Here is a 26,790-nt window from a genome sequence, read left to right as displayed (position 1 = left end):
TTTTGTTTTAGGATAAACCGTTCTCAATTTAAAACAAGTATTTTTCATAAATCCATAGAAAGAATGGTGAATGCAAAACCGATTTATCAAAAAAACATAAAACAGATATTAAGTGTATAACTCAAATTAATTAATTATTGGTTAAGTTAAGTTGGTGATTTATTTAACTCTGAAAGGAGAAGAAACTACTGTCTTCTTCTCCTTTCTTTAAAAAAAAATAATTTCGAGTTTGTTGTATTACATAATAGCAAATAGTTTTTGTTTTTAATAAGGAAGAAGCACATTTTTTACTTGTTTCAATAGTTTAATTTTTTTTGAATCAAAAGAAGTTCAACTGTTTTAAAAAGGGAATCAAAAAGAAGTCTTTTTACCGGATTAATTCATTTCCATTTATTTTTAGCAATGCTTCATTTTGTTCGAATGCAAGTTTTTTTAGCATCAAAATCAATAAAAAATAATAGTCCTAAATAGGAATTCGTTTTTGATGCATAGGTTTTGGCGTCATTAAAAAACAAAAACACATAAATATGAATTTATACCGTTTATTTAGATATAGGTTAATAGCCGCCCCCGTTTTATTAAGCATACTTTCTTGTTCTGTAAAAACTTCAATAAGTAGTAAGTATGTAGACTTCGTTAATCCTTTAATCGGGACGGCGCCTTCTACAACTATTAGTGCCCTACAGCATAGCGAAGCAAAAGAGAACAATGCACAGGTAGTGCCTTATGTTACGGTTCCTTTTGGGATGACCAACTGGACTGCTCAAACGAAGGCAACGGAAACGAAATGTGTTGCACCTTATTATTATACTGATACAAAAATTTCAGGCTTTAGAGGAAGTCACTGGTTAAGTGGTTCTTGCGTTCAAGATTATGGGAGTATGACTATTATGCCTATAACGGGTAAATTAAAATGTCAAGCTGAAGAGAGAGCTTCTCATTTTTCGCATGATTTTGAAAAGACCAGTCCGTACAATTATGAAGTTAATTTAGCCGATTATAAAATCGATGTCAATATGACGGCTACTAAACGTTGTGGTTTGTTCCAATTTACATTCGGAAATTCAGGTGAAGCCCATATTATTGTTAATCCAAATAGTGATGAAGCCCAAGGTTTTATCCAAATAAATGCCGATAAAAACGAAATTACAGGTTATAATCCAGTGCATAAAATTTATCAAGGTTGGGGAGATAAAGCAGGTTTTAGCGGCTATTTTGTAGTGCAATTGAGTAAAAGTGCGACTAAGTTTGGTGTTTATCAAAATGAAAAAATACACGAAGGCAATACTGAGATTGCTAATCTAGAAAACATAGGGGCTTATGTTTCTTTTAATGTTGAAAAAGGGGAAACAATCGAGGCTAAAATTGGGACTTCATTTACCAGTATTGAACAAGCCAGAAAGAACTTAGCGACTGAAACTAAGAACTTAGATTTTGCTGAAGCAAAAGAAAATTTGAAAGATACTTGGGAAAAAACGCTTTCGAAAGTAAAGGTAGAAGGAACAAATAAAGACGACAAAATAAAGTTTTATACGGCTTTGTATCATAGTTATTTACAACCTCGAACTTTTAATGATGTTGATGGAGCTTATGTGAGTTTTAATGGCGGAAAACAATTAATGAATAGCGGCAAGGAGGATTATTTCACTGATTTCTCGATGTGGGATATCTATAGGGCTTCACTTCCATTGTTTAATTTGCTGACACCAAAAGTCAATGGGCAAATGATGCACAGTCTATTCTCAATGGCCGAACAAGGTGGATGGATGCCTATTTTTCCTTGTTGGAATAGCTATACGTCAGCAATGATTGGAGATCACTCCATAGCGGCAATAGCGGATGCTTATATGAAAAATAACATTGAAATTTCAGATAAAGAATACGGTTATTTATTGCAGAATGCGTTTCAGACGCCAGAAAATCATTCGGATTATTTGAATGGTAAAGGACGTCGTGCTTTGACTTCCTATTTAAAATATAATTATGTGCCATTGGAAGACGAGGTAAAAGAGTCTTTTCATCAAGGAGAACAGGTTTCCAGAACCTTAGAATATGCTTTTGATGATTTTGCGCTTTCGCAAATTGCTTCCAAAAAAAGAGATACTTTACATGCCAGATTATTGAAAAAAAGAGCTTTGAATTATGAAAATGTGTATAGCGTAGCTGACTCTTGTGTAAGAGGTCGATTTGCCGATGGAACTTTTACTAAAGATTTTGACAAGTTTATAAGAAAATCGTATATCACCGAAGGAACGCCATATCAATACACTTGGTATGTGCCGCAAGATATCAAAGGATTAATGAATTTAATGGGAGGAGAAGATGGGTTTAATGCAAATCTGGATCGTTTCCATGCCGCCAAACAATATTGGCATGGGAATGAACCAGGTCACCAAATTCCGTTCTTGTACAACTATTCAGGACAGGCCTGGAAAACCCAAGAATTGGTAACCCAGATTATGAAAACAGAGTATAGTAACGAAGTAGGTGGATTAAGCGGAAATGACGATGCAGGACAAATGTCGGCTTGGTATGTTTTTGCTGCCTTAGGATTTTATCCAGTGGCTCCATCGGTTCCACAATACGTTATTTCAGGACCTCATTTTGATAAGATTACACTAAGCTTAGAAAATGGAAAAAAATTGATTATAAATGCAAAAGGAGCTTCTTCTGGTAACAATTATATTCAGAAAATAAGCTTTAACGGAGCAGCATTCGACAAAACCTATTTAGATCATTTTTCTATAATGAACGGAGGAACTTTGGATTTTGAAATGGGAAATCAACCTAATAAATCATGGGGAACTACTAAAGAGAGTAGACCATTTTCATTGTCAAATTAGTAAAAAGAAAAGAATATGAATCATATTAGTCGTGGCGAATTTTTAAAACTAGGAAGTCTATCATTGCTTGGCGCTTTGGTTAGCGACGCTATTTTTGCAAATGATAGATTTTTTAGTGCTACGACAACTAAAGTCGATTCCCATTTAATGAAAAAACTTCTTTTAAGTAATGATACCAAAGTAAAAAGTATCCTGCAACAAGAAGTCATTAATCCTACTAGTCGATTCAGTAATTTTAGACCATTCGCAGCAGATATAGCCGCTATGACGGCATCAATTTCTTATTCGGCATCAGAGTTTTATAAGTCTAAACCAGTGGCTGAGCGTTTGAGTCAATATGCTGATATCATGTTGAAAGGACAATATAGTGATGGAACTGTTGATGCGGGAGGCAATAGACAATCGCCACCGGATACGGCCTTTGTTTTAGAATACATCTGTTCTGCTGCAACAGTTTTACAGGAAAATAAGCAGAAAGATTTAGATTCGATAAAAGAGAAGCTTAAAAAGTTTATTCAAAATGCTGGAGAAGCAATGATAAGCGGTGGAGTGCATACGCCTAATCACCGATGGGTTGTTAGTGCTGCTTTGGCCAATATCAATTCGCTTTATCCTGATGTCAGATATGTTCAAAGAATTGATCAATGGTTAGCGGAAGGAATTTATATCAATCAGGACGGACATTATTCGGAACGGAGCGGGGTTTATTCGGCCGTTATTGATAAGGCGTTAATTACTATGGCACGATTACTTAATAGACCAGCTCTGTTAGATATCGTGAAAAAAAACTTAACCACTTATTATTATTACACTGAGCCTAATGGCGATTTGGTTACAGTAGATTCTAAAAGACAGGATCAGTTTATGAATTTAACGGTGACTAAATTTTATTTGCAATACCGCTATATGGCTATTCATACAGGGAATCCAATGTTTGTGTATATGGTTCATCTTATCGAAAAAAGTCCCGATTTTGACCAATATGTTTTACAGGATTCTTTAGTGGCTTTTATGGAAAATCCAGAGTTACAGCAGCAAATTCTTGTAGAAACTAAGATGGCAAATGATTTTGAACAGTTTTTTGTTCTTTCAAATTTGGCTCGAATTAGACGTGGAAAAACTTCGATAACACTATTTGGAGGGAATGACAAACCGGTATTAATTGCCTCTGGAAGATCGTCTAATCCTAATTTTTTAATGTATCGAAAAGGAGATGCGATTTTGAAATACATGCGATTGTCTTCTTCGTTTTTTAGAATGGGGTATTTCAGTGGTGACGGTATCGAAAAAATAGGGAATAAGTATATTTTGAAAGAGACCAAAGAAGCTGATTATTACCAGCCTCTTGCTCCGGAATTTCGTAAAGCCGATGGTGATTATCAATTATCAGAATCAAAAGATGGTCGTTTTTGGAATAAAATGGATTTTGATAATCGAACAGCAAGCAATGTAAAAAAGCAAACCACTGTTATTGAAATTGAAGAAAATAATGGAGCCTTAAGTTTGGATTTTAAAGTAGATGGACCGCCAAATATAGAAATAACAATCGAAATGTGTTTCAAAGAAGGAACTCAAATAGCAGGGGCAAGTTTGGGAGAAAAAGGAAATTATTTCTTGAAATCGGGTACGGCTCAATTATCAATGGGAGCTGATGCTATACAGATAGGGCCTGGAATAGCTGAACATCAAAACGTAAACAATTTAGATAGCGAAGAGTACACCTATCATCAAGGAAGTTTACGCACTGATGGAGTGCATGTTTATATTACCGGTTTCACACCTTTTCATCATAAAATGACTATTTCTTAATAATGAAGGAATTCTTCGGGCATTGTAGAAAGTTTACTTAATTTTACGAAAATTAAGTTTAATCTATAAATAATTGAAATTATGAAATTATCATTAATGGCTGCTTTGCTTTTTGGTTGTGTTTGTTTTGCACAAAATAATACAGACACCAGTTTGTATATGAAAGCCGAAAAAATAAGTTACCTGACTGACATCGGTTCAGAATCAGGAGATTTATACCAGACTATTGGGCATCACGGTCCGGCAGTAGAAAATGAATGGATGGCATTGAGAATCTATTTTAGTGATAAAGTAGCTATTGATGTTTACAATAAAGCCAAGAAAGGTTTAGAGTTGAAAGCAGCACATTGGTATCCAACTCCGGAACAACAAAAAGAAGGATGGGGAGCTGATTATTATAAAGTGGGAGCAACCGTAGGTTTAGGAGGTGTGAAGCTTTGGGACGGAGAAAAAGTAGTTCCGTTGAATCCTGTAACGAATCGTTTGGCTCACGTTGGAAAAACAGAAAACACTTCTTATATGGAAATGATTTCCAGAGGAGTGCCTTACAAAGGAAAAAAAGTAGATATTAAGGTTCGTGTTACTGTATTTTCAGGAAAAAGAGAGGCTAAAGTGGAAGCTTTTAGCTTGAATGGAGAAAAAGTACAGTTTGTTACAGGAGTAAATTATTTTAAAGGTTTCGAAACTAAAAAAGGAAATAATTACATCGCTGTTTGGGGAAAGCATCCTGAGGATGTAGCTGCTGAGATTGTTGGGATTGGAGCGGCAATAAAATACAATCCAAAAGATTATGTGAAGAAAGACGATGATGGAACACAGTATTTATTAATCTCTAAACCAACAAAACATTTAGAGACTCAAATTTTTTCAGCATGTGCTAGAGAAAAAGAAATAAATACTTTGGATAAATTAGAAGCTTACATAAAATAAAGCATAAATATAGCGCTTGATTTTTTGTAGGATTTGAAATTCTGAAACTCAAAAAAGAAGTGCACAGATGAAACGAATTTTAACGGATTGAATTTTTTAAAACCAATCTTTTATTTGATCAATCGGTGTCATCTGTGTACTCTTTTTTTGCCTTTTTTTTAGATTAAATGATTGAGTTTTTTCATTTAAATAATTGATTTTAAGTTGTTTGTGTTGTGTTTGGGCCTGGTTTGTATAATGAATTATCAAAATGAATTAAATGTTAAAAATAACACCAAAACTGTTTTTTACAACCTTATTAGTAAGCGTTTTTCTGTTTGGTTTTAAAACCCAAGCACAAAAAATAGTTAAAACCCAAAAGGAGTTTTTAATTACTAATTATGGTGCAAAAGCAGATGGAAAAACCCTGAATACAATCGCCATTCAAAAAGCGATTGATGCCGCTTTTAAAAATAAGGGTGGATGTGTTGTTTTTCCTAAAGGGGAATTTTTATCGGGTAGTATTCAAATGAAATCGAATGTGAGTTTGCGTCTGGAAGAAGGAGCGGTTTTGTTAGGAAGTACAAATCCTGACGATTATATCAAAATGGAATTTCCGGGAAGACCAGATTCTCCAAAGAAAGACGATAATTCACAAATGGCTTTATTGTTAGCACACAAAGCAACAAATATTAAGCTATACGGAAAAGGAAAAATAGACGGACAAGGTTTACAATTGGCTCTAAATATTGACAGTTTACATCATGCAGGAATTACTGTAGATCCTAATTATAGCATTCATAGAAACAGACCGAATGAAACCATGAGACCTAAGTTGTTTCGGTTTTCTCAGTGTGATAATGTAGCCATTGAAGGTTTACAATTAAGGGCTGCTTCATGTTGGGGCTTGTCTTTCGAGTTGTGTTCTAATCTTAGTTTGGATGGGCTGAAAGTTGTCAATCGTTCGTATTGGAATAATGATGGAATCGATATTACCGATTGTAAAAATGTTAAGGTTACCAATTGTGATTTAGACACTGCCGACGATGGAATTTGCTTAAAATCTTATTATCCGGAATATGCTAATGATGGAATTTATATTGCCAATTGTATTATTAAATCCAGTGCCAGTGCGATAAAATTTGGAACAGCATCTTACGGCGGATTTAAAAATGTGGTAATAAAAGATATTGAAATCTATGATACTTTTCGTTCTGCCATTGCTATCGAATCGGTAGATGGCGCGGTTATAGAAAATATTGCTATTTCAAATATTAATGCGGTAAATACAGGAAATGCTATTTTTATTCGAATAGGACAACGAAGTGGGGAAAAAGCGGGAAGTATTAAAAATGTGAGTATCAAAAATATAAAAGTGCAAGTGCCTTTAGGAAGACCGGACATCAATTACGATTTAAGAGGTCCTGAAGTAGATTTTTTCCATAATCCATTTCCATCGTCAATTGTTGGGATTCCTGGATACAAAATAGAAAATGTGAGTCTTGAAAATATTACTATTTCGTATCCTGGCAGAGCCACTAGGGGAATGGCTTACGTGGCATTAAATCGATTGGATCAAGTACCGGAAGTAATAAAAGAGTATCCTGAATTTTCCATGTTTGGCGAATTGCCAGCCTGGGCATTTTATGTGCGTCATGCCAAAGGAATCAGTTTCAAAAATATCAAAGTTACTTTGGACAATACTGATTTCCGACCTGCATTTGTTTTTGATGATGTTCAAAATTTGAATATGGAACAAATTGAGTTACCCGAAGGCAAAAAGGATCAAGTCGTTCTGAAATCAGTATCTCAGTCAAAAATAGATTTGAAAGAAACGAATATAAAAACCATACCCTAAAAATTGTTTTAGTTTTTAAAAATAGTAATAATGAAGAAAAATCGAAATTCCATTTTTGTTGGTTTGACACTGCTGTTACAGTGTTTGTCATTGAGTGCGCAAAATCATCGTTATGTCAATCCTATGATTGGTTCAGAAGGATTGGGAAATGTTTTTGTAGGTCCTTCATGTCCTTACGGAATGATTAAACCAGGACCCGATAATGACTTAAACGCGAATAGTGGTTTCACGACAGATTTAAACAAACCTATTTATGGTTTTAGCCAGGTTCATGTAAGTGGTACCGGAGGTGGAGCTAAATATGGAAACGTTTCTATCATGCCAATTTCGGGAGATTTTGAAACTATAAAACAGGAATCGCTTCGTGAAAACGAAAAGGTAGCATTAGGATATTATGGCGCCTTATTGAAAAAGTGGAATATTCAAACAGAAATCACGACTTCTGACAGAGCTGCTTTTTACCGATTTATTTTCAATTCGAATACTAAAAATGCAATTAAAGTTGATTTAGGGAGATATTTGGACGAAACCATAATTCCTGACGGACGTGAAAATCAGCAATTTGTAGGCTCTCAAGTAGAAGTAATTTCGGAGACTGAAGTTCGTGGTTATACTAAAATTCGTGGTGGTTGGAATAATGGAAGTACTTATACGGTTTATTTTTCTGCTGTATTCGACCAGCCGTTTACTAATTTCTCTACTTGGAAAGGCGAGAAGTTTTTTCCAAATGAGAAAAATCAGGTAGATAACGGAAAGAAAACAGGAGCGATGTTATTTTTCGAAAGCTTAGCGAATAAGACCGTGAATATGAAAATCGGAATTTCTTTCATTAGTTCATTGAAAGCCAGAGAAAATATAGATAAAGAAATTCCACATTGGGATTTTAATAAAGAATTGGCCGAAACCCAACAAAAATGGGAAGATTTATTAAAAAGAGTGGAGGTTGAAAAAGAAGCTTCGGTAGAAAAGAAAACCATGTTTTACACAGGATTATATCATACTATGTTGATGCCTGTGGATCGTACGGGAGAAAATCCGTTATGGGAAAATGATTCCCCTTATTATGACGATTTTTATGCTATTTGGGATACTTATCGTTCTTCAAGTCCGCTAATTACGTTACTTAATCCTTCAAGAGAAGTGGATATCGTTAATGCGATGTTGCAAATCTACAAACGCGATGGTTATTTGCCGGAAGCCAGGAGCGGAAATACAAATGGACGTACCCAAGGAGGTTCGAATGCTGAGGTGGTTATTGCCGATGCTTTTGTAAAAGGATTGGAAGGCATTAATTACAAATTAGGATTGGATGCAATGATGAAAGACGCCATGTTTCCTCCAGGTGGAAACGAAGAAAAAGAAGGTCGTGGCGGATTAGTAGATTACAATAAATTAGGATATGTATCGACTGATTATGTGCGTTCAGGAAACCGAACTTTAGAATATTCGTATAATGATTATTGCCTGGCAATTGTAGCAAAAGGTACTAAACGCAAAGGAGAATATTGGCGTTTTATCAAACAATCAGACAATTGGCAAAACCTGTGGCGAGATATTGAAGACAATGGTTCTCGTGGTTTTATAATGCCTAAGGATTCGAATAAAAAATGGGTTGATAGCATTCAATGTGGTGCAAATAATGGAAAAGTAAGTTACGTTCCTTATTCGCCGTTAGCGCAGGATTGGCCTAATTGTGTTTGCTGGTGGTGCGGTGTTTTCTACGAAGCCAGTTCTTGGGAATATTCTTTGTCAGTGCCTCATGATGTGGCCATGTTAATCAAAAAAACAGGTGGAAATGAAGCTTTCAAGAAAAGACTGAACACACTTTTTGATAAAGAATTTTATAATGTGGCCAATGAACCTTCGTTTTTGAGTCCGAATTTATACCATTGGATAGGACGTCCTGATTTGAGTAACGATCGTATTCACCAAATTATCGATAAAAATTACAACAGTGGCCGAAATGGAATTCCAGGAAATGACGATTCTGGTGCGATGTCTTCCTGGTTGGCTTTTCACATGATGGGCTTGTATCCTAATGCGGGACAATCCTATTATTTGATTAATTCGCCATATTTCAAACAAACGGTGATTCATCAGGAAAATGGAAAGGATTTTACCATCAAAGCCAAGAATCTTTCGGATAAAAACAAATACATCAAATCGGTTTCATTAAACGGCAAAGTATTCGAAAATGCCTTTATCGAGCATCAGGATATTGTAAACGGTGGGGTATTAGAATTTGAAATGGCTGCAACGCCTTCTAAAACCTGGGGAACAAAACAAGTTCCACCTTCTAAATCAGACGAAATAATTGAAGAATAATAATATGAAAAACACATTTTATTTAATAACGGCATTTTTAATTTCTTTTGCGGGTCAATCAGCTCCAACGATAAACACGAGCAATACCCCAGAAATGGCTGTGATAGCACGCGTTGTGCCTAATCATGCTTCGCAATTTAGTGTCGAAATTGAATCTTCCGTAAGAGAAGATTGGTTCGAAATTGTTTCTAAAGGAGATAAAATTGTTTTAAGGGGAAACAATGGTGTTTCGATTGCATCGGCTTTGTATTATTATCTAAATAATTTTACAAACAGCCAAATAACTTGGAATGGAACCAATTTGAATTTGCCTAAAAAATTACCGGCAGTTCCCAAATTGATTCATAAAAAAACACCTTATGAATACCGTTATTATTTGAACTATTGTACGTTCAATTACAGCATGAGTTGGTGGGACTGGAAGCGTTGGGAAAAAGAAATCGACTGGATGGCTTTGCACGGAATCAACATGCCGCTTGCCATTACAGGCGAAGAATACATTTGGGATGAGGTCTATAAATCTTATGGTTTTAGCGATGAAGATTTGAATTCATTTTTCAGCGGTCCGGCTTATTTTTCCTGGTTTTGGATGGGAAATTTAGATGGTTGGGGCGGACCTTTATCGAAAAACTGGAAAGATACGCACCGAGATTTGCAATTGAAAATTTTAAAAAGAGAACGCGAACTGGGAATGAAAACGGTATTGCCGGCTTTCACCGGACACGTTCCGGCTTCTTTCAAAAAGTTTTTTCCAAATGCAAAATTAAAGCAAACCAACTGGGGGAATGATTTTGAGGATACTTATATTTTAGATTCTGATGATCCTTTGTTTGCCGAAATTGGTAAGAAATTTTTAGAGATGCAATCGAAAATTTACGGAACCGATCACTTGTATTCAGCAGATACTTTTAATGAAAATACGCCACCATCCAATGATCCTGCATATCTTTCTGAATTGAGTAAGAAGATTTTTGAAGGAATGAAATCAGCCGATAAGGATGCGGTTTGGGTAATGCAAGGCTGGCTTTTTTACAGTCACAGAGAATTTTGGGAAGCACCACAAATCAAAGGAATGCTGGATGCAGTTCCAGATGACCGCATGATTATTTTAGATTTGGCTACTGAGATAGAACCGGTTTGGAAACGAACAGAAGCTTTTTATGGTAAACAATGGATTTGGAACATGCTGCACAATTTTGGTGGAAATATTTCGATGTTTGGACGAATTGAAACCGTGGCTAATGAACCCGCTAAAGCATTGGCTGACCCTAAATCAGGGAAATTAAAAGGAATTGGATTGACGATGGAAGCCATCGAACAAAATCCAGTTTTATATGAGTTGATGACTGATAACACTTGGCGAGACACTCCAATAGAATTGAATTCCTGGCTTGCTAAATATACCTTAAATCGCTACGGAAAATCCAATAGTGATATTTCAAAAGCCTGGGATATTTTGGTAAAAACAGTCTATAACGGAAAAGTTATTCGAGACGGAGCGGAGTCTATTATTGTATCGCGTCCTACTTTTGAAGGCTATCGTCGTTGGGCGAGAACCAAATTAAATTACGCGCCAAAAGACTTACTTCCAGCCTGGGATCTTTTTGTAAAAGCCATTCCTGTAGGTCAAAAATCAGATGGTTTTCAATACGATTTGGTTGATGTTACGCGTCAGGTTTTGGCAAACTATGCCTTGCCTTTGCAACAAGAAATAACTAAAGCGTATCAAAATAATGACAAAGTAGCATTCGAAAAATACAGCTCAGAGTTTATTCAATTGATTGATGATATGGATTTGTTATTAGCTACTCGTCACGATTTTCTTTTAGGACCTTGGATTGCCGATGCCAGAAGTTGGGGTGTTGATGAGAAAGAAAAAGCATTATATGAGCAAAATGCTAGAGACCTGATTACGCTTTGGGGTGGCGCTGACAACAGATTGCATGAGTACAGCAACCGCCAATGGAGCGGATTGTTTACTGATTTTTACAAACCACGCTGGCAACAATTTTTTACAGATGTAAAAGCCAATTGGGGACATTTTAATCAGGATGATTTTGACAAAAAAATAAAACAATGGGAATGGAAATGGGTAACGGCAAGAAAGGATTTTCCAGTAAAAGCAAAAGGAAATCCAAATGTGATTGCCAAAGCATTACATAAAAAATACCGATCTCGCATTATTCCCGTAACGGAACGAATGACAACAATTAAGTATGATTATTAATATTCACACATTTTTATTTACATTTAAAATCAATAATTATTCAGTGACAAAATGAATAAATTTAATTCAATAGAATCATTAATTATGAAAAAAAATATTTTTATTTATTTGTCTGCAACGTTAATAACTATGAACCTTTATAGTCAAAAAAGAGAGAATATAGGAATATCTCCTGTACCTCCGATGGGTTGGAGTTCATGGAATACATTTAAAAAAAATCCAACAGAAGAGGTAATCAAAGAAACTGTGGACGCTATGGTGAATACAGGTTTAAAAGATGTTGGTTTTACATACATCAATATAGATGATTTCTGGAGTTCAGGAAGAGATGAAAATGGACAAATAATAATAGATAAAACAAAATTTCCTAATGGGATGAAGGCTGTAGCGGACTATATCCATAGTAAAGGACTTAAGGCTGGAATTTACACAAATATTGGTAATCAAGCTAATTACGCAACCCTTGCAAGTGGTGGCTATTATGAACAGGATATAAAAACTTTTGCAGAGTGGGGGTATGATTATGTTAAAGTAGATGTGAATTTTGCATCGGATCGTTCTGAAGCTGCTTATAAAAAAGAATTTACTGAGGTATATGAGACTATTAAAAAAACAGGGAGACCAATGTTTTTAAATATATGTAATCAGGGAGGTGGTAAATATGAAAATTGGGCACCTTCAATTGGTAATTCATGGAGAGTAGGAGCAGACATTGACCATATGCCAAAAGGTTCAAAAACCCAGTGGGAGGGCGTTTTATATGAGTTAGATCGTTCAGCAGCTTTCCCTGAAATTGCAGGACCTGGACATTGGAATGATGCAGATATGATGTTGATTGGTGTAGGAGATGATGGAGGTAGATTACTTGTTATGTCCCCAGAAGAACAAAAAAGCCATTTCTCTTTATGGTGTATAATTTCATCTCCACTAATTCTTGGAAATGACCTGCGAAATATTTCAAAAGAGACTTTAAAAATTTTAATGAATAAAGAAGCTATAGCAATCAATCAAGATGCTTTAGGTATTCAAGGTCGATTAATGTATGAGCAATCTCCAGGGGTACAAGTATGGGTGAAAAAATTAAAATCAGGAAACAAACAAAAATATGCTGTTGTGCTATTTAATAGAACGGATACTGAAACTGATATTGTTTTAGATTTTAGTAAAGTAGCTTTTAATAAAAAAGTAAAAATAAGAGATATTTGGGAACACAAAGATTTGGGAGAGTTTAAGTGGAGTTATTCTAAAAAAATTCCAAGACATGGTGTTCAAATGCTTGTTGTACAATAGTAGCCAAAATATTATTGTAATTATCATAGAAAAAAGAGTTCTATTAAATAAAACTACTAAAGATGAAAGATATTTCTAACCCAAATTCCAATCGTTTTCTCTCTCTTGATGTGTTCAGGGGATTAACGATTTGTTTAATGATTGTGGTCAATACGCCGGGAACGGGAGCCCATCTCTATGCCTATTTGACCCATGCTGAATGGTTCGGGTTTACCTTAGCCGATTTGGTATTTCCATCCTTCCTTTTTGCAATGGGAAATGCGATGAGCTTTTCGATGGGAAAAATGAAAGAAACTGCTGCTGATGTATTTTGGAAAAAAGTAATCAAACGCACAGTAATCATTTTTCTGTTGGGATTTTTAATGTATTGGTTTCCCTTTGTCCGTCAGGGAATTGATGGTGTTTGGGAATTAAAGCCTTTTGCCGAAACCCGTGTAATGGGAGTTTTGCAACGCATAGCCTTATGCTATTTTGCTACAGCTGTTATTTTTTATTATTTATCAGAGAAGGTTGCTATCATTTTATCAGTGATTTTTCTGTTGGGATATTGGGGGCTATTGTATTTATTCGGTCAATCAGGAGCCGAATTAGAAATGGCAACTAATGCAGGGATTCGTCTGGATTTGTTTGTTTTAGGAAACGGACATATTTATAAACGCGATATGGTGCCTTTTGACCCGGAAGGAATTTTAAGCACCTTGCCATCCATTGTCAATGTAATAGCCGGTTTTATAGCCGGAAAATTTATTCAAAAAATTGGAAAATCATTCGAAGGAATCGCAAAACTGTTGATTGTTGGTTTTCTGTTAATGGCTTTAGCACGTTGGTGGGATTTGGTTTTTCCAATTTGTAAAAAGCTTTGGACTGGCTCTTTTGTGCTTTACACTGTTGGAATTGATTTATCGATAATGGCCATCTTAATTTATTTCATCGAATTGAAGCAAAAGCATTTTGGTGTGGAATTCTGTACCATTTTTGGCAAAAATCCTCTGTTTATTTACCTGTTTTCCGAACTTTTCTTTACTTTTTTGCGCCGTCTTACTCATGTAAATAAGGAAATGGATGTTTTTGAATGGTTTAGCGAATGCATTATTCAAAAAGTATTTCCGGGAAGTTTTGGTTCGTTTGTTACAGCCATTTTATTTATGTTGCTTTGTTGGGCAGTTGGTTGGTGGTTGAACAAAAAACGCATTTATATTAGGATTTAATTTTCAAAACGAATGCTTCTGAGATGATTTCGAAAAATAAAATTTTAGGATTGCTGCTAGTCTCATTATTTTTATTGGTTTCTTTTAATGATGAAAAAGAAAAACCAATAAAATTGAATGAAATTCAGGTGATTGGCAGTCATAATTCATATAAAATTGCTATTGAACAGCCGCTTTGGAATTATCTGTTTCAACGGGATTCGGCAGTGGCAAAATCACTTCAATACGGTCATATTTCTATTGAAAAGCAATTGGATTTAGGACTTCGAAATTTAGAATATGATGTGCTGCATGATCCTAAAGGAGGCTATTATTCGAATCCAAAGGGTTTGGTAATTGTAAAATCATTAGGGAAAGTACCACTGGAATATGACGCAGCAAATAAGTTGGCTCAGCCCGGATTAAAAATGTTTCATGTTCAGGATATCGATTTTAGGAGTCATTATTTACTTTTTAAAGAAGGCCTTGTCGCTTTAAAAAAATGGTCAGATAAAAATCCGAAGCATACACCTATTTTTATTTTGATAAATGCCAAAGATGATAATAATAGAAAATTACGTGAGCCTTTGCCTTTTACAAAATCGGCTTTAGAGAGCATTGATGTCGAAATTCGTTCGGTTTTTGATGATTCGAAATTGATAACTCCTGATTTGGTTCGAGGAAAATTTAATACCTTAGAAGAGGCTATTTTGAAAAAAGGCTGGCCTGATTTGAATGCTGTTAAAGGAAGATTTCTTTTTGTATTGGATGAAAATGAAACTAAAATTAATCGTTATCTTGAGGGACATCCCAGTTTAAAAAATAGGGTGTTGTTTGTAAACAGTAAGGAAGGAAATCCTGAAGCGGCTTTTAGAGTGGTAAACGACCCGATTAAAAATTTTGATTATATCAAAAAATTAGTAGCCAAAGGATATATCGTTCGCACCCGAGCCGATGACGGCACAACCGAAGCCAGAACGAATGATTATGCTAAATTCGAAAAAGCAAAAGCCTCGGGAGCACAGGTCATTTCAACCGATTATTATATGCCGTCGACACTTTTTAAATCCTCTTACCAGGTGAGTTTTGACAATAACCGTTACGAAAGAATTAAAAAAAGAAACCATGTTCAAAAATAAGTTTACTACCATTTTTCTAGTTTTTATTGTTCTTTTTGCCAATACAATAAAGGCGCAAAATAGTGATTTTCCCATTGTTACTGGAAATCAAAAAGCGGGTATTTTAGTCGAAGACAAAGAGCCAAAAGTGGTTCATATTGCTGCTAAAATGTTGGCTGATGATGTGTTTTCTATTAGCAATCAACGATTGGCAGTTGCAAAAAATAGTTCAGGAATAGTAATTATGGCAGGGACTATTGGACAAAGTAAATGGATAGATGCTTTGGTTTCGAAACAAAAAATCACTGTTGCTGATGTAAAAGGAAAATGGGAAACCTATAAGATTCAAGTAGTTGAAAATCCAACAGCAGCCATTAAAAAAGCATTGGTTATTGTAGGTTCTGACAGAAGAGCTACGGCTTATGGTTTGTTAGAAATTTCCAGAATTATTGGAGTTTCTCCTTGGGAATGGTGGGCTGATGTTACGCCAGACAAAAAAGACAATTTGGTTTTGAATGTAGAAACTAAAACCTATGGTTCGCCATCGGTGAAATACAGAGGGATTTTTCTAAACGACGAAGATTGGGGATTACAACCTTGGGCAGCCAAAACTTTCGAGCCAGAAACGGGAGATATTGGGCCGAAAACCTATGCCAAAGTTTTTGAATTGTTGTTGCGTTTGAGAGCCAATACCATTTGGCCAGCGATGCATAAAAGCACCAAAGCTTTTTATTCTTTTCCAAAAAACAAGCAAGTGGCTGACGATTATGCTATTGTTATTGGAACTTCACACGCTGAACCGATGTTGAGTAATATTAATGCGGAGTGGAATCACGATACGATGGGCGAATATCGTTATGATACGAACTCAGGAATGATTAAAGATTTCTTTAAGAAAAGAGCCAAGGAAACCGCTCCTTTTGAGAATATTTACACAGTAGGAATGCGTGGCGAACATGACTCACCGATGATTGTTGGCGAAGACGATTCGGATTCTCAGGTTAAATTATTGGAACAGGTAATTACTGATCAAAGAACAATTTTGAAAAAAGAAACAGGAAAAGAACCTAATACCATTCCGCAAGCATTTATTCCTTACAAAGAAGTATTGGATTATTACCAAAAAGGATTGCAATTGCCGGAAGATGTGCAACTGGTTTGGACGGATGATAATTATGGTTACATCCGCCAATTGAGTAATTTAAAAGAGCAAAAACGTTCTGGTGGTGCAGGAATTTATTACCATACTTCTTATTGGGGGCGCCCGCATGATTATTTGTGGTTGAATTCTACTAATCCGGTTTTAATGTGGGAAGAAATGGCAAAAGCTTATGAATTTCAATCACGCGATTTATGGATTTTGAATTGTGGCGATATCAAACCGCACGAATACAATATCGAACTGTTTCTTGATATGGCTTGGGACATGACTCCTTTTGCTAAAAGCCAAAGTGTAAAAACACACATGCAAAACTGGGCTTCGAGAGAATTTGGAACTCAAAATGCTACTCAAATTACCGATTTATTTTTCGAATATTATCGTCTGGCTTTCCAACGTCGTCCTGAGTTTATGGCCTGGAATCAGGTGGAACCGGAAACCAAATCAAAACCAACGACGCTGACCCAAATACATTATGGAGATGAGGTTTCGAAAAGAATTGACGAATACCAAAATCTAATGAATACTGCTGAGAAATTGAAAAATGTAATTCCGGCGAATCGTCAAAATGCTTTTTACGAATTGGTAACCTATCCTGTTATTGGTGCTGCGAGTTTGAATCATAAATGGTTGTATTCGTATAAAAATAAATTTGTTGCCGAACAGGGAAGAGGGAGTGCGGCTTTTTTTGCTGCAAAATCGGAAGAAGCTTTTAATCGAATTCAGAAAGAGACAAATTATTTCAATAACGAATTGGCTAACGGAAAGTGGAAAAATATTATGAGTATGGCTCCAAGATATTTGCCTGTTTTTGGGCAAACTACAGCAACCACAGCGGTTGCAGGAACAAAACCAGAATTGAAATTGGCTTTAGAAAGTTATGAAATGGAAGTCAATCATAAAACCGAGAATTCCTATGCCGATGTTTTGCCTGTTTTTAACGCTTATACAGACAATCAGTATTATATTGATGTTTTTATGAAAGGTGCTGGTGAAGTTTCCTGGCAAGCAAAACCGAAAGCGGATTGGATTAAAATTTCGCAACAACAAGGCGTTTTGGATAACAATAAAAACAGTCAACAACGCATTTGGGTAAGCATTGATTGGAATAAAGTTCCAAAAGGAGAAAATAAAAAAGAAGCACCATTAGGGCATGATTACCAATTAATTCCACCAAGTTACAAAGTCAATTCGGCGATAGATTTTGTGAGTAAAGACACTTTGATCACTATTGGAATTACTGCTTTTAACCCGAAGTTTGAAGCATTGGAAAACTATAAAGGTTTTATTGAAGACAAAGGATATTTATCGATTAACGCTGCGAATTATTCGAATAAAAAAGAAGGGAAAGAAGCCCAATGGGAAACCTTTGAAGGCATTGGATACGCAGGAAAAGTAAGTGTCGCTTTGCCTAGAACGGCCAATTCTGAAGTGGATTTGAAAGCGATAAAAGCCAATAGTCCGGTTATGGAATATGATTTTTATAGTTTTAATTTTGGTCAGGCCAATGTAAAAGTACAAGCCATTCCAACGCATGCATTTTATCAAGGAAAAGGGGTAAGATGTGCCGTAGCTATTGATGATACTGAGCCTGTGATTTTAGATTTTCAAACTTTTGGGCGAAGTGACGAATGGTTGCAAAATGTGTTAAAAAATGCCACAGTAAAATCGGCAGCACAAATTATCAATAAAGCAGGAAAGCATAAATTGAGAATTTGGATGGTTGATCCGGGAGTAATGATAGATCGCGTTTTAATTGATTTAGGAGGTTGGAAAGATTCGTATTCATTTCCTTCAGAGACAAAAAAATAATATACTTTATGAAAAACCCAATCCTGTTTTATAGAATACTAATTCTTTTATTTTTATCGACAGCCAATCAGTTAAAAGCACAAGAGGCTCTTGGTCCAGTTCCAACAGAGAAACAACTAAGGTGGCAAGAAATGGAATATTATGCCTTTGTTCATTTATCTGTAAATACCTATACCGATATGTCTTGGGGGTTTGGAAATGAAGATCCGAAAATTTTCAATCCTACAGAGTTGGATTGTAGACAGTGGGCTCGTATTGCTAAAGAAGCAGGTATGAAAGGCATTATAATTACCGCAAAACACCACAGTGGATTTTGTCTTTGGCCATCAAAATACACGGAGTATTCTGTGAAAAATTCTCCATGGAAAAATGGAAAAGGAGATATTGTACGTGAAATGGCCGATGCTTGTAAAGAATACGGTTTAAAATTAGGAATCTATTTATCTCCTTGGGATAGAAATCATCCTGATTATGGAAAACCGGAATACATTACCTATTTTAGAAATCAATTAAAAGAGTTATTGACAAATTATGGTGAAATTTTCGAAGTTTGGTTTGATGGGGCAAATGGAGGAGATGGTTATTATGGCGGAGCCAATGAAATTCGTAGAATTGATCGTAAAACTTACTATGATTGGAAAAATACCTATAAAATGGTACGTGAGTTACAGCCCGATATTGTGATATGGAATTCTAACGGAGACAGAGCGGATTTACGTTGGGTAGGTACTGAAGCAGGTTATGTGGGGGAAACTAATTGGAGTTTGTTGAATTCAACAGGAGATGAGACTAGAGATTTACTACATTATGGACTAGAAAATGGTGACTCTTGGGTTCCCGGTGAGGTAAATACTTCTATCAGGCCAGAATGGTTTTATCATAAAAGAGAAGATACAAAGGTGAAAACATTGCCTGAACTTATGACTATTTATTACAATTCAATAGGTCGTAACGGTACTTTATTACTCAATTTTCCGATTATGCCAAACGGATTAATTCATGAAAAGGATGAAAAAGCAGTATTGGAATTTGCGCAGGAAGTAAAGAAAGTATTTGCTGTAAATCTTGCAAAAGGAGCTAAAATAGAAGCTTCAAGTGTAAGAGCTAATAGTTCTGGTTTTGGTGCAGAAAATGTTTTGGATGGGGATAAAAATACTTATTGGGCAACTGATGATCAGCTAAAATCGGGGTCGTTAATTATTTCTTTTGATAAGCCAACCGTTTTTAATCGTTTTTTGGTTCAGGAATATATTAAGTTGGGGCAAAGGGTTAAATCGTTTAAAGTGGAAGCCTACGTTAATCAGGAATGGAAGGAATTAGCAAACGAGACCACTATTGGTTATAAACGTATTCTTTGTTTTCCAACAGTAGAGGCGACAAAAATTCGTTTTACAATTTTAGATGCTAAAAGTTGTCCTCTAATTTCAAATATCGAGATTTATAATGCTCCGCAAATATTAACTGCTCCACTAATTGTTCGTAAACAATCAGGAAATGTACAGATTATTGCTTCTGATTCAGAATCGGAAATTTATTATACTTTAGATGGTAGTAGGCCGACTTTGAAATCTACTAAATATAGTAATGAAGTTAAAACTACAAACGCCAAGGTAGAAGTAAAAGCAATTGCATATAGTCCGGCTACAGCGAAAAGTAGTGCTATTGCCGAAGAAAAATTTGACATAGCTAAGAAGAGTTGGAAGATATTAGGTGTTGAAGACAAGGAAGTGTACCGAATTCTTGATGGCGATGCAAATTCGGTATGGCATCAAAATAAAGTAATGCCAATTAATGTTGTTATAGATTTAGGTAAAATAGAAAGTTTAGTTGGGTTTAGGTATTTACCAGACCAAAGTTTACGTTCAAAGGGAATTGTTAGTAAATACAAATTTTATGTTTCTATTGATAATAAAAAATGGCAATTAGTTAATGAAGGAGAGTTTTCAAATATTAACAATAATCCTTTGTGGCAAAATAAAATCTTTAAATTAGCAAAAGCACGCTATATAAAGTTTACAGCTTTAGAAAATACTAAAGGAGATAATGTAGCTGGTTTTGCAGAAATTGACATTGTTACGAAATGATTTATAAATGAAGTTGAATTTTAGAAAATTACTATCATTAATTCTTGTGTTTTTAGTTGTTGTTTCCTGTACTTCGGTCAGGAAATTTACACCTAAAAAGGAACAAATTGCATTCTTATCCGATGTTCATTTGCTGGATATTTATGGTACGTTTTCAGATTCGGATTATAAAGGAGTGCAGAATCCTTATGATGGCAAATATACTTTGGCACGCACGATGAAATCCCAATTGCAATCCACCCGATTGTTTAACGAAAATTATTTTGCTTTTCTTGCTGCTTTGGACGATGTGGTCAAGCGAAATATAAAAACGGTGGTTCTTCCCGGAGATTTTAGCGATGACGGACAGCCCATAAACATTAGAGGGTTAAAAAAGATTTTGAATGAATATGCTAATAAATATGCTAATAAATATGGAATTCATTTTATAATTACCACAGGAAACCATGATGTGGCAAAGCCTTTTTTGACTGATTCCGGTAAAACTGATTTTCTGGGCGAAGGAGGAAAAAATCAAGTAATCATGAGCAAAGCGGGAATGTATGTTCCTAAAAGTTTTAATGAGCTTCCTGCGGTAATTACAAAAGATATCGGCACGATGGGTTATGCCGAAGTTTTACAAGAACTAGGCGATTTTGGTTTTTTTCCAAAGAAAACCGATTTGTATTGGGAAACTCCATTTACTTCTTATAATCCGGATAATTATACTTTCGAAAATGCATTGGAGCAGTCCATTATCGAAAAACGAACCTATGCCATTCCGCCTTACAATACACAAATTCCTGATTTGAGTTATTTAGTCGAATTAGAAAACAATGTTTGGTTTTTAGCCATTGATGGCAATGTCTATGTGCCAAAAGAAGAAGCAAAAGAGAATCCTAAAAATCCATTAAATTACAATAGTGCTAATATTGGTTACAACCAGGTGTTAACGCATAAAAAACATCTAATTAGCTGGGTGACCAAAGTAGTTCAGGAGGCAAAAAAAAGAGGGAAAACTTTAATTGCATTTAGTCATTATCCGATGGTGGAATTTAATGATGATGCTTCGGATATGATGAAAGCATTATTTGGAGAAGATAAAATGCAGTTGCATCGAGTGCCAAGTGAAGAAGTGGCGCAAATTTTTGCGGAAGCCGGAGTTCAACTTCATTTTGCGGGACACATGCACATCAATGACACGGGAATTAGAAAATATAAAAACGGAAAAGGACTCGTGAATATCCAAATTCCTTCTTTGGCGGCTTATATTCCGGGATATAAAATCCTGACGATTCAAAATAAAAACAAGATGCGAATAAGTACGGTTACTATAGATTCGGTACCGGGATTTAAAACGCTTTTTCCTTTGTACGAACAGGAATATGCTTATTTAAAAAATACTAAAAATCCGGATATTTGGGATAAAGGCATCTTAGAAGCTAAAAATTATCACGAATTCACGAATTGGCATTTAAAGGAATTAGTTCGAACACGATTTCTTAAAAAAGATTGGCCTGAAGATTTTAAAACTTTTATGTTGAAAGCAACGGCTACCGATTTATTGGCTTTCGCGAAAGTATCTCCTTCGAAAATAAAAAAATATAAAGATGAAAATTGGACAGGTTTTGATATGATTTTCGATTTTTATCGCTTGTATTCAGCTGATGAATTGGCCTTAAAAGATATTGGCGAAGACCGAATTAATCAGTATAAAATTATTATAGATTCATATAGTGATTATTATAAAAAAAAGGCGAACCCTACTGCCATTGAAACTTCCTTTTATGAGTTTTGTTCCATTTTTAAAAGTTTTATAAATGGCGCTCCATCCAATAAATTTATCATAAATTTGAGAAGAAATACCATCCATAACTAAATTTTGATCAAAACCAACTTATCTATGAAATCTAAATTGATTATCATTTTCGTTTTTTTTATTTCATTGTCTAATAGCATTGGGCAGAATATAAAATTCGATCATTATAATGAGAACAATGGACTTTCCTATAATTCGGTGAGGCATATTGTTCAAGATAAGAATGGCTTTATGTGGCTAGGAACTTTTTTTGGATTGAATCGTTTTGACGGTTATCAGTTTAAACCCTATATGAGTTCAGAACTAGGAAAGAACAAAATATATAATGATGATATTACTGCATTAGAGCTCGATGAAGATTCTCATACGCTATGGATAGGAACAAGAAAAGGGCTTACTCTCTATAAAATGGATACTAATGTTTTTAGTACTTTTTTTAATAATAAAAATGATCCAAATAGTTTGCCTGAAGATGAAATACGTTCTGTACATGTAGATAAATTTAAAAGAGTTTGGATTGGTACAATGAGTAAAGGACTCTCTGTTTATTACCCTAAAGAACAAAGGTTTTCTAAAATTAATATTAAAGGATTTGAGTATATAAAGCAAATTTTTGAAGATAAAAAAGGGAATATTTGGGTGGGTAGTTTCGGTAAAGGATCGGTGGCGAAAATTATATTAGGATCAAAGGGTGAAATTTTAAAAACAACTGCATATACCTTATCTATTCCTAATTCAAATCAAAAAAATCCATATATAAATTTTATACAGGAAGATTTTAAGTCCGATATTTTTGTTGGTACAAGGGAAGGACTTTATAAGTTAAACAAGTCAACAAATATATTTGAGAATCTTTACATTACAGATGCAATTTTAAGGAATAAATTAGGGCCTTATTTTATTTCAATTGCTCAAGCTCCCGATGGAAAATATTGGCTTGGTACTTTAGGAGGGCTTTTGGTTTGTAATCAGTTAGAAGATATAGCAAAGGGTAATTTTCAGAGGTATTATTCTAAACTTACTGATGAAAATTCATTAGTAGGTAATATAGTTAATTCCTTGTATTTTGATAATTCAGGGGTTTTATGGGTAGGTACTGAGGATGGTTTAGATAAGTACAATCCTTATGGGAATCAATTTAAGATTAATAAAGATATTTCATTATACAATGACAATCAAAAACCTAGTATTAGAGGTTTTGCAAAGACTTATAATGGGAATGTGATTGTAGCAACAAGGTACAATGGACTTTTTATCTCTAAAGAAAAGTCATTTATTCCATTGTATAATAACAAAAATGATATTGCGAGTATCTATTCTAATGACGGTAAGGTGTTTTACTGTGGTTTGTGGGATGGTAAAATATTGGTGTATAATTATTTAACAAATAGTTCAAAACTAGTTGATATTGGAATTAAAAACTCTCCAATAATTTCCTTTTTAATATCGGATGAAAATTCATTAGTTGTGGGGTCTTTTGGTGAAGGTGCTGTAATTTTAGATTCAAAAACATTACAAGTAAAAGTCCCTAAAGGTGTTTTATTGCCTGATTTTCAAATCAGCAAGATAAAGATGGATCGCTTTAAAAATTTATGGTTTGCAACAGAAACAGGTGTTGCCAGGTATAATTTAAAGACCAAGTTGGTTAAGGTTTATTTGAAAGGGAATAATGAAAAATTAGGATTGCCTGCGGATTATGTTAGTGATATTTTGATTGATATAAATGGAGATATTTGGGTAGCGACAGTCAAGGGGATAGGTCTATATGATCTCAAAAAAGACAATTTTGTTCCCATTTTAGAGCCCAAAGAACTCCATGGTAAGTGGATTACTGACTTAGAGATGGATAATGATGGGTATTTATGGCTGAATATCAATAATAATAGTGTTGCGAGGTATAAAAGAAAATCAAAAAAAATAAATATTTATTATGTCGATAGTGGTAATAGGCTAGATGTTTTTAGTTCAAAAGGGTTTTACAGTTTGAATAATTCAACTATTTATTTAGGAGGAAAAAACGGAATCATTTATTTTTCAACAGATAAAATAAAAGAGAATAAAATATCACCACCACCAATTATAACCGAGTTTAAAGTTCAAAATGAAGAAGTATTTCCTGGAGTAGAAATCAATGGACAAATTCCGTTTATCAAAGATATTAATACAAATAAAGAGGTAGAACTCAATTACAATAATCGAAATTTTTCAGTTCAGTTTTCGGCTCCTTCTTATACTAACGAAAGGCTCAATAAATTTCAGTATATGCTCGAAGGATTTGATAAAAACTGGATTACTACTACTAGTGATTCCAGGACTATTCAATATACCAACCTTAATCCTGCTGAGTATGTATTTAAAATCAGAGCTCGAAATAGCGACGGAATTTGGAGTAAAACTACGGCTTATAATATCACTATTTTGTCTCCTTTTTGGACTAATACCAAGATTTTTCTTCTGTTAGTTTTGATTCTTTCAGTGTCTTCTTATTATTTTCGAAAAGAAATTAAATCGCGTCTTAAATTAAGACAAGCACTTTTGTTAGAAAGAGTAAGGAGAGATAGTGATGAACGTTTGTCTAATGAAAAGTTGCAGTTTTTTACCAATATTTCGCATGAGTTAAGAACACCTTTGACATTAATATTAGGTCCTGCCAAACAATTATTGGAACAAAATGAAGCTTCAGATTATGATAAAGCAAAATTGCATTTGATTTATCAAAATGCCAGTAGGTTGTTGCTGTTGGTAAATCAAATTTTAGATTTTAGAAAGGCGCAATCAGGAGAATTAAAATTAAAAGTGTCTAAGACTGAAATTGTATCTAATACCCAAACGGTTTTTGATTCTTTTACTCAGTTGGCACAGGGAAAGGATATTAATTTTCATTTTAATTGTGAAATCGAAAGTATTGAGGGCTGGATAGATGTCGATAAATACCATAAGATATTATATAATTTGCTTTCAAATGCCTTAAAATTTACGAACAATAACGGTACGGTAGATTTGTTTATTGGGATTAAAGAAGAAGGTGGTGTAAAAGTTTTAATTGTTGAGGTGAGCGATGATGGTATTGGTATTCCGCTTGAAAGTCAAGAAAAGATATTCGCCCAGTTTTATCAGGTTAAGAGTAGTAAAAAGAACAATACAGGTTCAGGTATAGGTTTGTCTTTAGTGATTTCATTGGTAGAGGTACATAGAGGTCAGCTGAGATTGAAAAGTGCACCACTACAAGGAAGTGTTTTTACTTTAGAATTGCCAATATCAAAAAATAGTTATAAAAAGAGTGAAGTTTTTGATATTGAATATAAAGAAACTGAAGTTGCTTATTCAGCAATAGATAAAGTAAAAAAAGTAAATCAAAGTACTGAGCTGAAACAGAATATTTTGGTTATTGAAGACAATGCCGAGCTTCGTTCATTTATAGCCGATTATTTGTCTGAGTTTTATAAGGTGTACCAAGCAGAAAATGGAGATGAAGGATTGAATCTTTGTAAAAAAATAAAACCGGCGCTTTGCGTGGTTGATGCTATGATGCCTGTTATGGGTGGATTTCAATTTGTAGAAGCCTTAAAAAGTGACGAGAACATTAGTCATACTGCACTCATTATGTTAACGGCCTTGTCCGAAAACGAAAACAAAATTAAAGGCTATAATTTAGGTGTAGATGAGTATATGGTTAAGCCATTTGATCCTTCTTTATTAAAGACGCGAATTGATAATATTATTAAAACCCGTAGCGAGTTAAAACAGAAATTCTCTGGCGAGGTAGAAACTGATGTTTCGACACTAACCCATTCTCAATTAGACATTGACTTGATCTCTAATATTACTGATTTGATAGAGAAAAACATTAGCGATTCGGAGCTAACAGCTAATTTTTTATGTTCCGAATTAGGGATGAGTTCGTCAAAATTGTATCGAAAAATTAAGCAATTGACTGATTTGTCTCCTAATGAATTTATAAGAACAGTTCGTTTAAAAAAAGCAGCACAGTTGCTGAAATTAAAAACCAATAATGTTTCGGAAGTGGCTGATAAAGTGGGGTTTAATGATCCTTTGTATTTTAGTAGATGCTTTAAAAAACAATTTGGTTATTCTCCAAGTAGATTAATTAAGTAATTGTTTTTTAAGATTTGAAGCTTTGTGTGTACTACTTTTAAATATTTATCTAGCCAAATTAATTTTTAACGAATATTCAATAAAAATGATATTTTGGTATAATTTTGGATTACTGGCTTGGCTAATTTTAGAATTTAATACATATATTAGCAGATGCTAAAATTAAGCGTCTAATTTTTATAAAAACTGTTTAATTTTGTTAGATTTTTAAAATTTATTACAAAATAGTTGTGATTCTATTTTTAAGAATTATAT

13 protein-coding genes and 1 pseudogene are annotated in these 26,790 nt (G+C 34.5%); all 14 read left to right on the top strand.

The window, feature by feature from the left end; genetic code table 11:
• Positions 1 to 120, top strand: a pseudogene (locus GTZ96_RS14285) (IS1595 family transposase); the annotation flags it as partial.
• A 407-nt stretch (positions 121 to 527) separates the two neighbouring features.
• Complete coding sequence (locus GTZ96_RS14280) at positions 528 to 2,843, top strand: GH92 family glycosyl hydrolase (protein ID WP_161644591.1); 2,316 nt, start codon at positions 528 to 530, stop codon at positions 2,841 to 2,843.
• Positions 2,844 to 2,858: 15 nt separating this feature from the next.
• Entirely contained in the window at positions 2,859 to 4,652 is a 1,794-nt protein-coding gene (locus GTZ96_RS14275; RefSeq protein ID WP_161644590.1) for a hypothetical protein, read from the top strand.
• An 81-nt stretch (positions 4,653 to 4,733) separates the two neighbouring features.
• Positions 4,734 to 5,582, top strand: a complete 849-nt coding sequence (locus GTZ96_RS14270) for a DUF4861 family protein (RefSeq protein WP_161644589.1) — start codon at positions 4,734 to 4,736, stop codon at positions 5,580 to 5,582.
• Positions 5,583 to 5,841: 259 nt separating this feature from the next.
• Positions 5,842 to 7,419, top strand: coding sequence for a glycoside hydrolase family 28 protein (locus GTZ96_RS14265; protein WP_161644588.1), 1,578 nt, complete (start codon positions 5,842 to 5,844; stop codon positions 7,417 to 7,419).
• 30 nt (positions 7,420 to 7,449) lie between these two features.
• Positions 7,450 to 9,744 (top strand): GH92 family glycosyl hydrolase, encoded by a 2,295-nt coding sequence (locus tag GTZ96_RS14260; RefSeq protein WP_161644587.1) that lies wholly within the window; start codon positions 7,450 to 7,452, stop codon positions 9,742 to 9,744.
• 4 nt (positions 9,745 to 9,748) lie between these two features.
• Positions 9,749 to 11,971, top strand: coding sequence for an alpha-N-acetylglucosaminidase (locus GTZ96_RS14255; RefSeq protein ID WP_161644586.1), 2,223 nt, complete (start codon positions 9,749 to 9,751; stop codon positions 11,969 to 11,971).
• Between the two features lie 129 nt (positions 11,972 to 12,100).
• Entirely contained in the window at positions 12,101 to 13,261 is a 1,161-nt protein-coding gene (locus tag GTZ96_RS14250) for a glycoside hydrolase family 27 protein (RefSeq protein WP_181033201.1), read from the top strand.
• 62 nt (positions 13,262 to 13,323) lie between these two features.
• Complete coding sequence (locus tag GTZ96_RS14245; protein ID WP_161644584.1) at positions 13,324 to 14,469, top strand: acyltransferase family protein; 1,146 nt, start codon at positions 13,324 to 13,326, stop codon at positions 14,467 to 14,469.
• Positions 14,470 to 14,492: 23 nt separating this feature from the next.
• Complete coding sequence (locus GTZ96_RS14240; protein WP_161644583.1) at positions 14,493 to 15,587, top strand: phosphatidylinositol-specific phospholipase C1-like protein; 1,095 nt, start codon at positions 14,493 to 14,495, stop codon at positions 15,585 to 15,587.
• A complete protein-coding gene (locus GTZ96_RS14235; protein WP_161644582.1) occupies positions 15,574 to 18,537 on the top strand; it encodes a glycosyl hydrolase 115 family protein in 2,964 nt (987 codons plus the stop codon). Before GTZ96_RS14240 ends, GTZ96_RS14235 begins: the two co-directional genes overlap by 14 nt.
• An 8-nt stretch (positions 18,538 to 18,545) precedes the next feature.
• Complete coding sequence (locus GTZ96_RS14230; protein ID WP_161644581.1) at positions 18,546 to 20,621, top strand: alpha-L-fucosidase; 2,076 nt, start codon at positions 18,546 to 18,548, stop codon at positions 20,619 to 20,621.
• Positions 20,622 to 20,628: 7 nt separating this feature from the next.
• Positions 20,629 to 22,479 (top strand): metallophosphoesterase family protein, encoded by a 1,851-nt coding sequence (locus GTZ96_RS14225; protein WP_161644580.1) that lies wholly within the window; start codon positions 20,629 to 20,631, stop codon positions 22,477 to 22,479.
• A 24-nt stretch (positions 22,480 to 22,503) separates the two neighbouring features.
• Complete coding sequence (locus GTZ96_RS14220; protein ID WP_161644579.1) at positions 22,504 to 26,535, top strand: hybrid sensor histidine kinase/response regulator transcription factor; 4,032 nt, start codon at positions 22,504 to 22,506, stop codon at positions 26,533 to 26,535.
• Positions 26,536 to 26,790: the final 255 nt, after the last annotated feature.

Source organism: Flavobacterium undicola, from assembly GCF_009909155.2.
In the GTDB taxonomy this organism is placed as follows: domain Bacteria; phylum Bacteroidota; class Bacteroidia; order Flavobacteriales; family Flavobacteriaceae; genus Flavobacterium; species Flavobacterium undicola.
The sequence above is the reverse complement of the archived record's forward strand: the minus strand, read 5'-3'. Positions and strand labels throughout refer to the sequence as shown.

Bases quoted from the DNA above. Each gene is read 5' to 3' on its own strand.
- GTZ96_RS14280 (WP_161644591.1), top strand. From the start codon at position 528: ATGAATTTATACCGTTTATTTAGATATAGGTTAATAGCCGCCCCCGTT.
- GTZ96_RS14275 (WP_161644590.1), top strand. From the start codon at position 2,859: ATGAATCATATTAGTCGTGGCGAATTTTTAAAACTAGGAAGTCTATCA.
- GTZ96_RS14270 (WP_161644589.1), top strand. From the start codon at position 4,734: ATGAAATTATCATTAATGGCTGCTTTGCTTTTTGGTTGTGTTTGTTTT.
- GTZ96_RS14265 (WP_161644588.1), top strand. From the start codon at position 5,842: ATGTTAAAAATAACACCAAAACTGTTTTTTACAACCTTATTAGTAAGC.
- GTZ96_RS14260 (WP_161644587.1), top strand. From the start codon at position 7,450: ATGAAGAAAAATCGAAATTCCATTTTTGTTGGTTTGACACTGCTGTTA.
- GTZ96_RS14255 (WP_161644586.1), top strand. From the start codon at position 9,749: ATGAAAAACACATTTTATTTAATAACGGCATTTTTAATTTCTTTTGCG.
- GTZ96_RS14250 (WP_181033201.1), top strand. From the start codon at position 12,101: ATGAACCTTTATAGTCAAAAAAGAGAGAATATAGGAATATCTCCTGTA.
- GTZ96_RS14245 (WP_161644584.1), top strand. From the start codon at position 13,324: ATGAAAGATATTTCTAACCCAAATTCCAATCGTTTTCTCTCTCTTGAT.
- GTZ96_RS14240 (WP_161644583.1), top strand. From the start codon at position 14,493: ATGATTTCGAAAAATAAAATTTTAGGATTGCTGCTAGTCTCATTATTT.
- GTZ96_RS14235 (WP_161644582.1), top strand. From the start codon at position 15,574: ATGTTCAAAAATAAGTTTACTACCATTTTTCTAGTTTTTATTGTTCTT.
- GTZ96_RS14230 (WP_161644581.1), top strand. From the start codon at position 18,546: ATGAAAAACCCAATCCTGTTTTATAGAATACTAATTCTTTTATTTTTA.
- GTZ96_RS14225 (WP_161644580.1), top strand. From the start codon at position 20,629: ATGAAGTTGAATTTTAGAAAATTACTATCATTAATTCTTGTGTTTTTA.
- GTZ96_RS14220 (WP_161644579.1), top strand. From the start codon at position 22,504: ATGAAATCTAAATTGATTATCATTTTCGTTTTTTTTATTTCATTGTCT.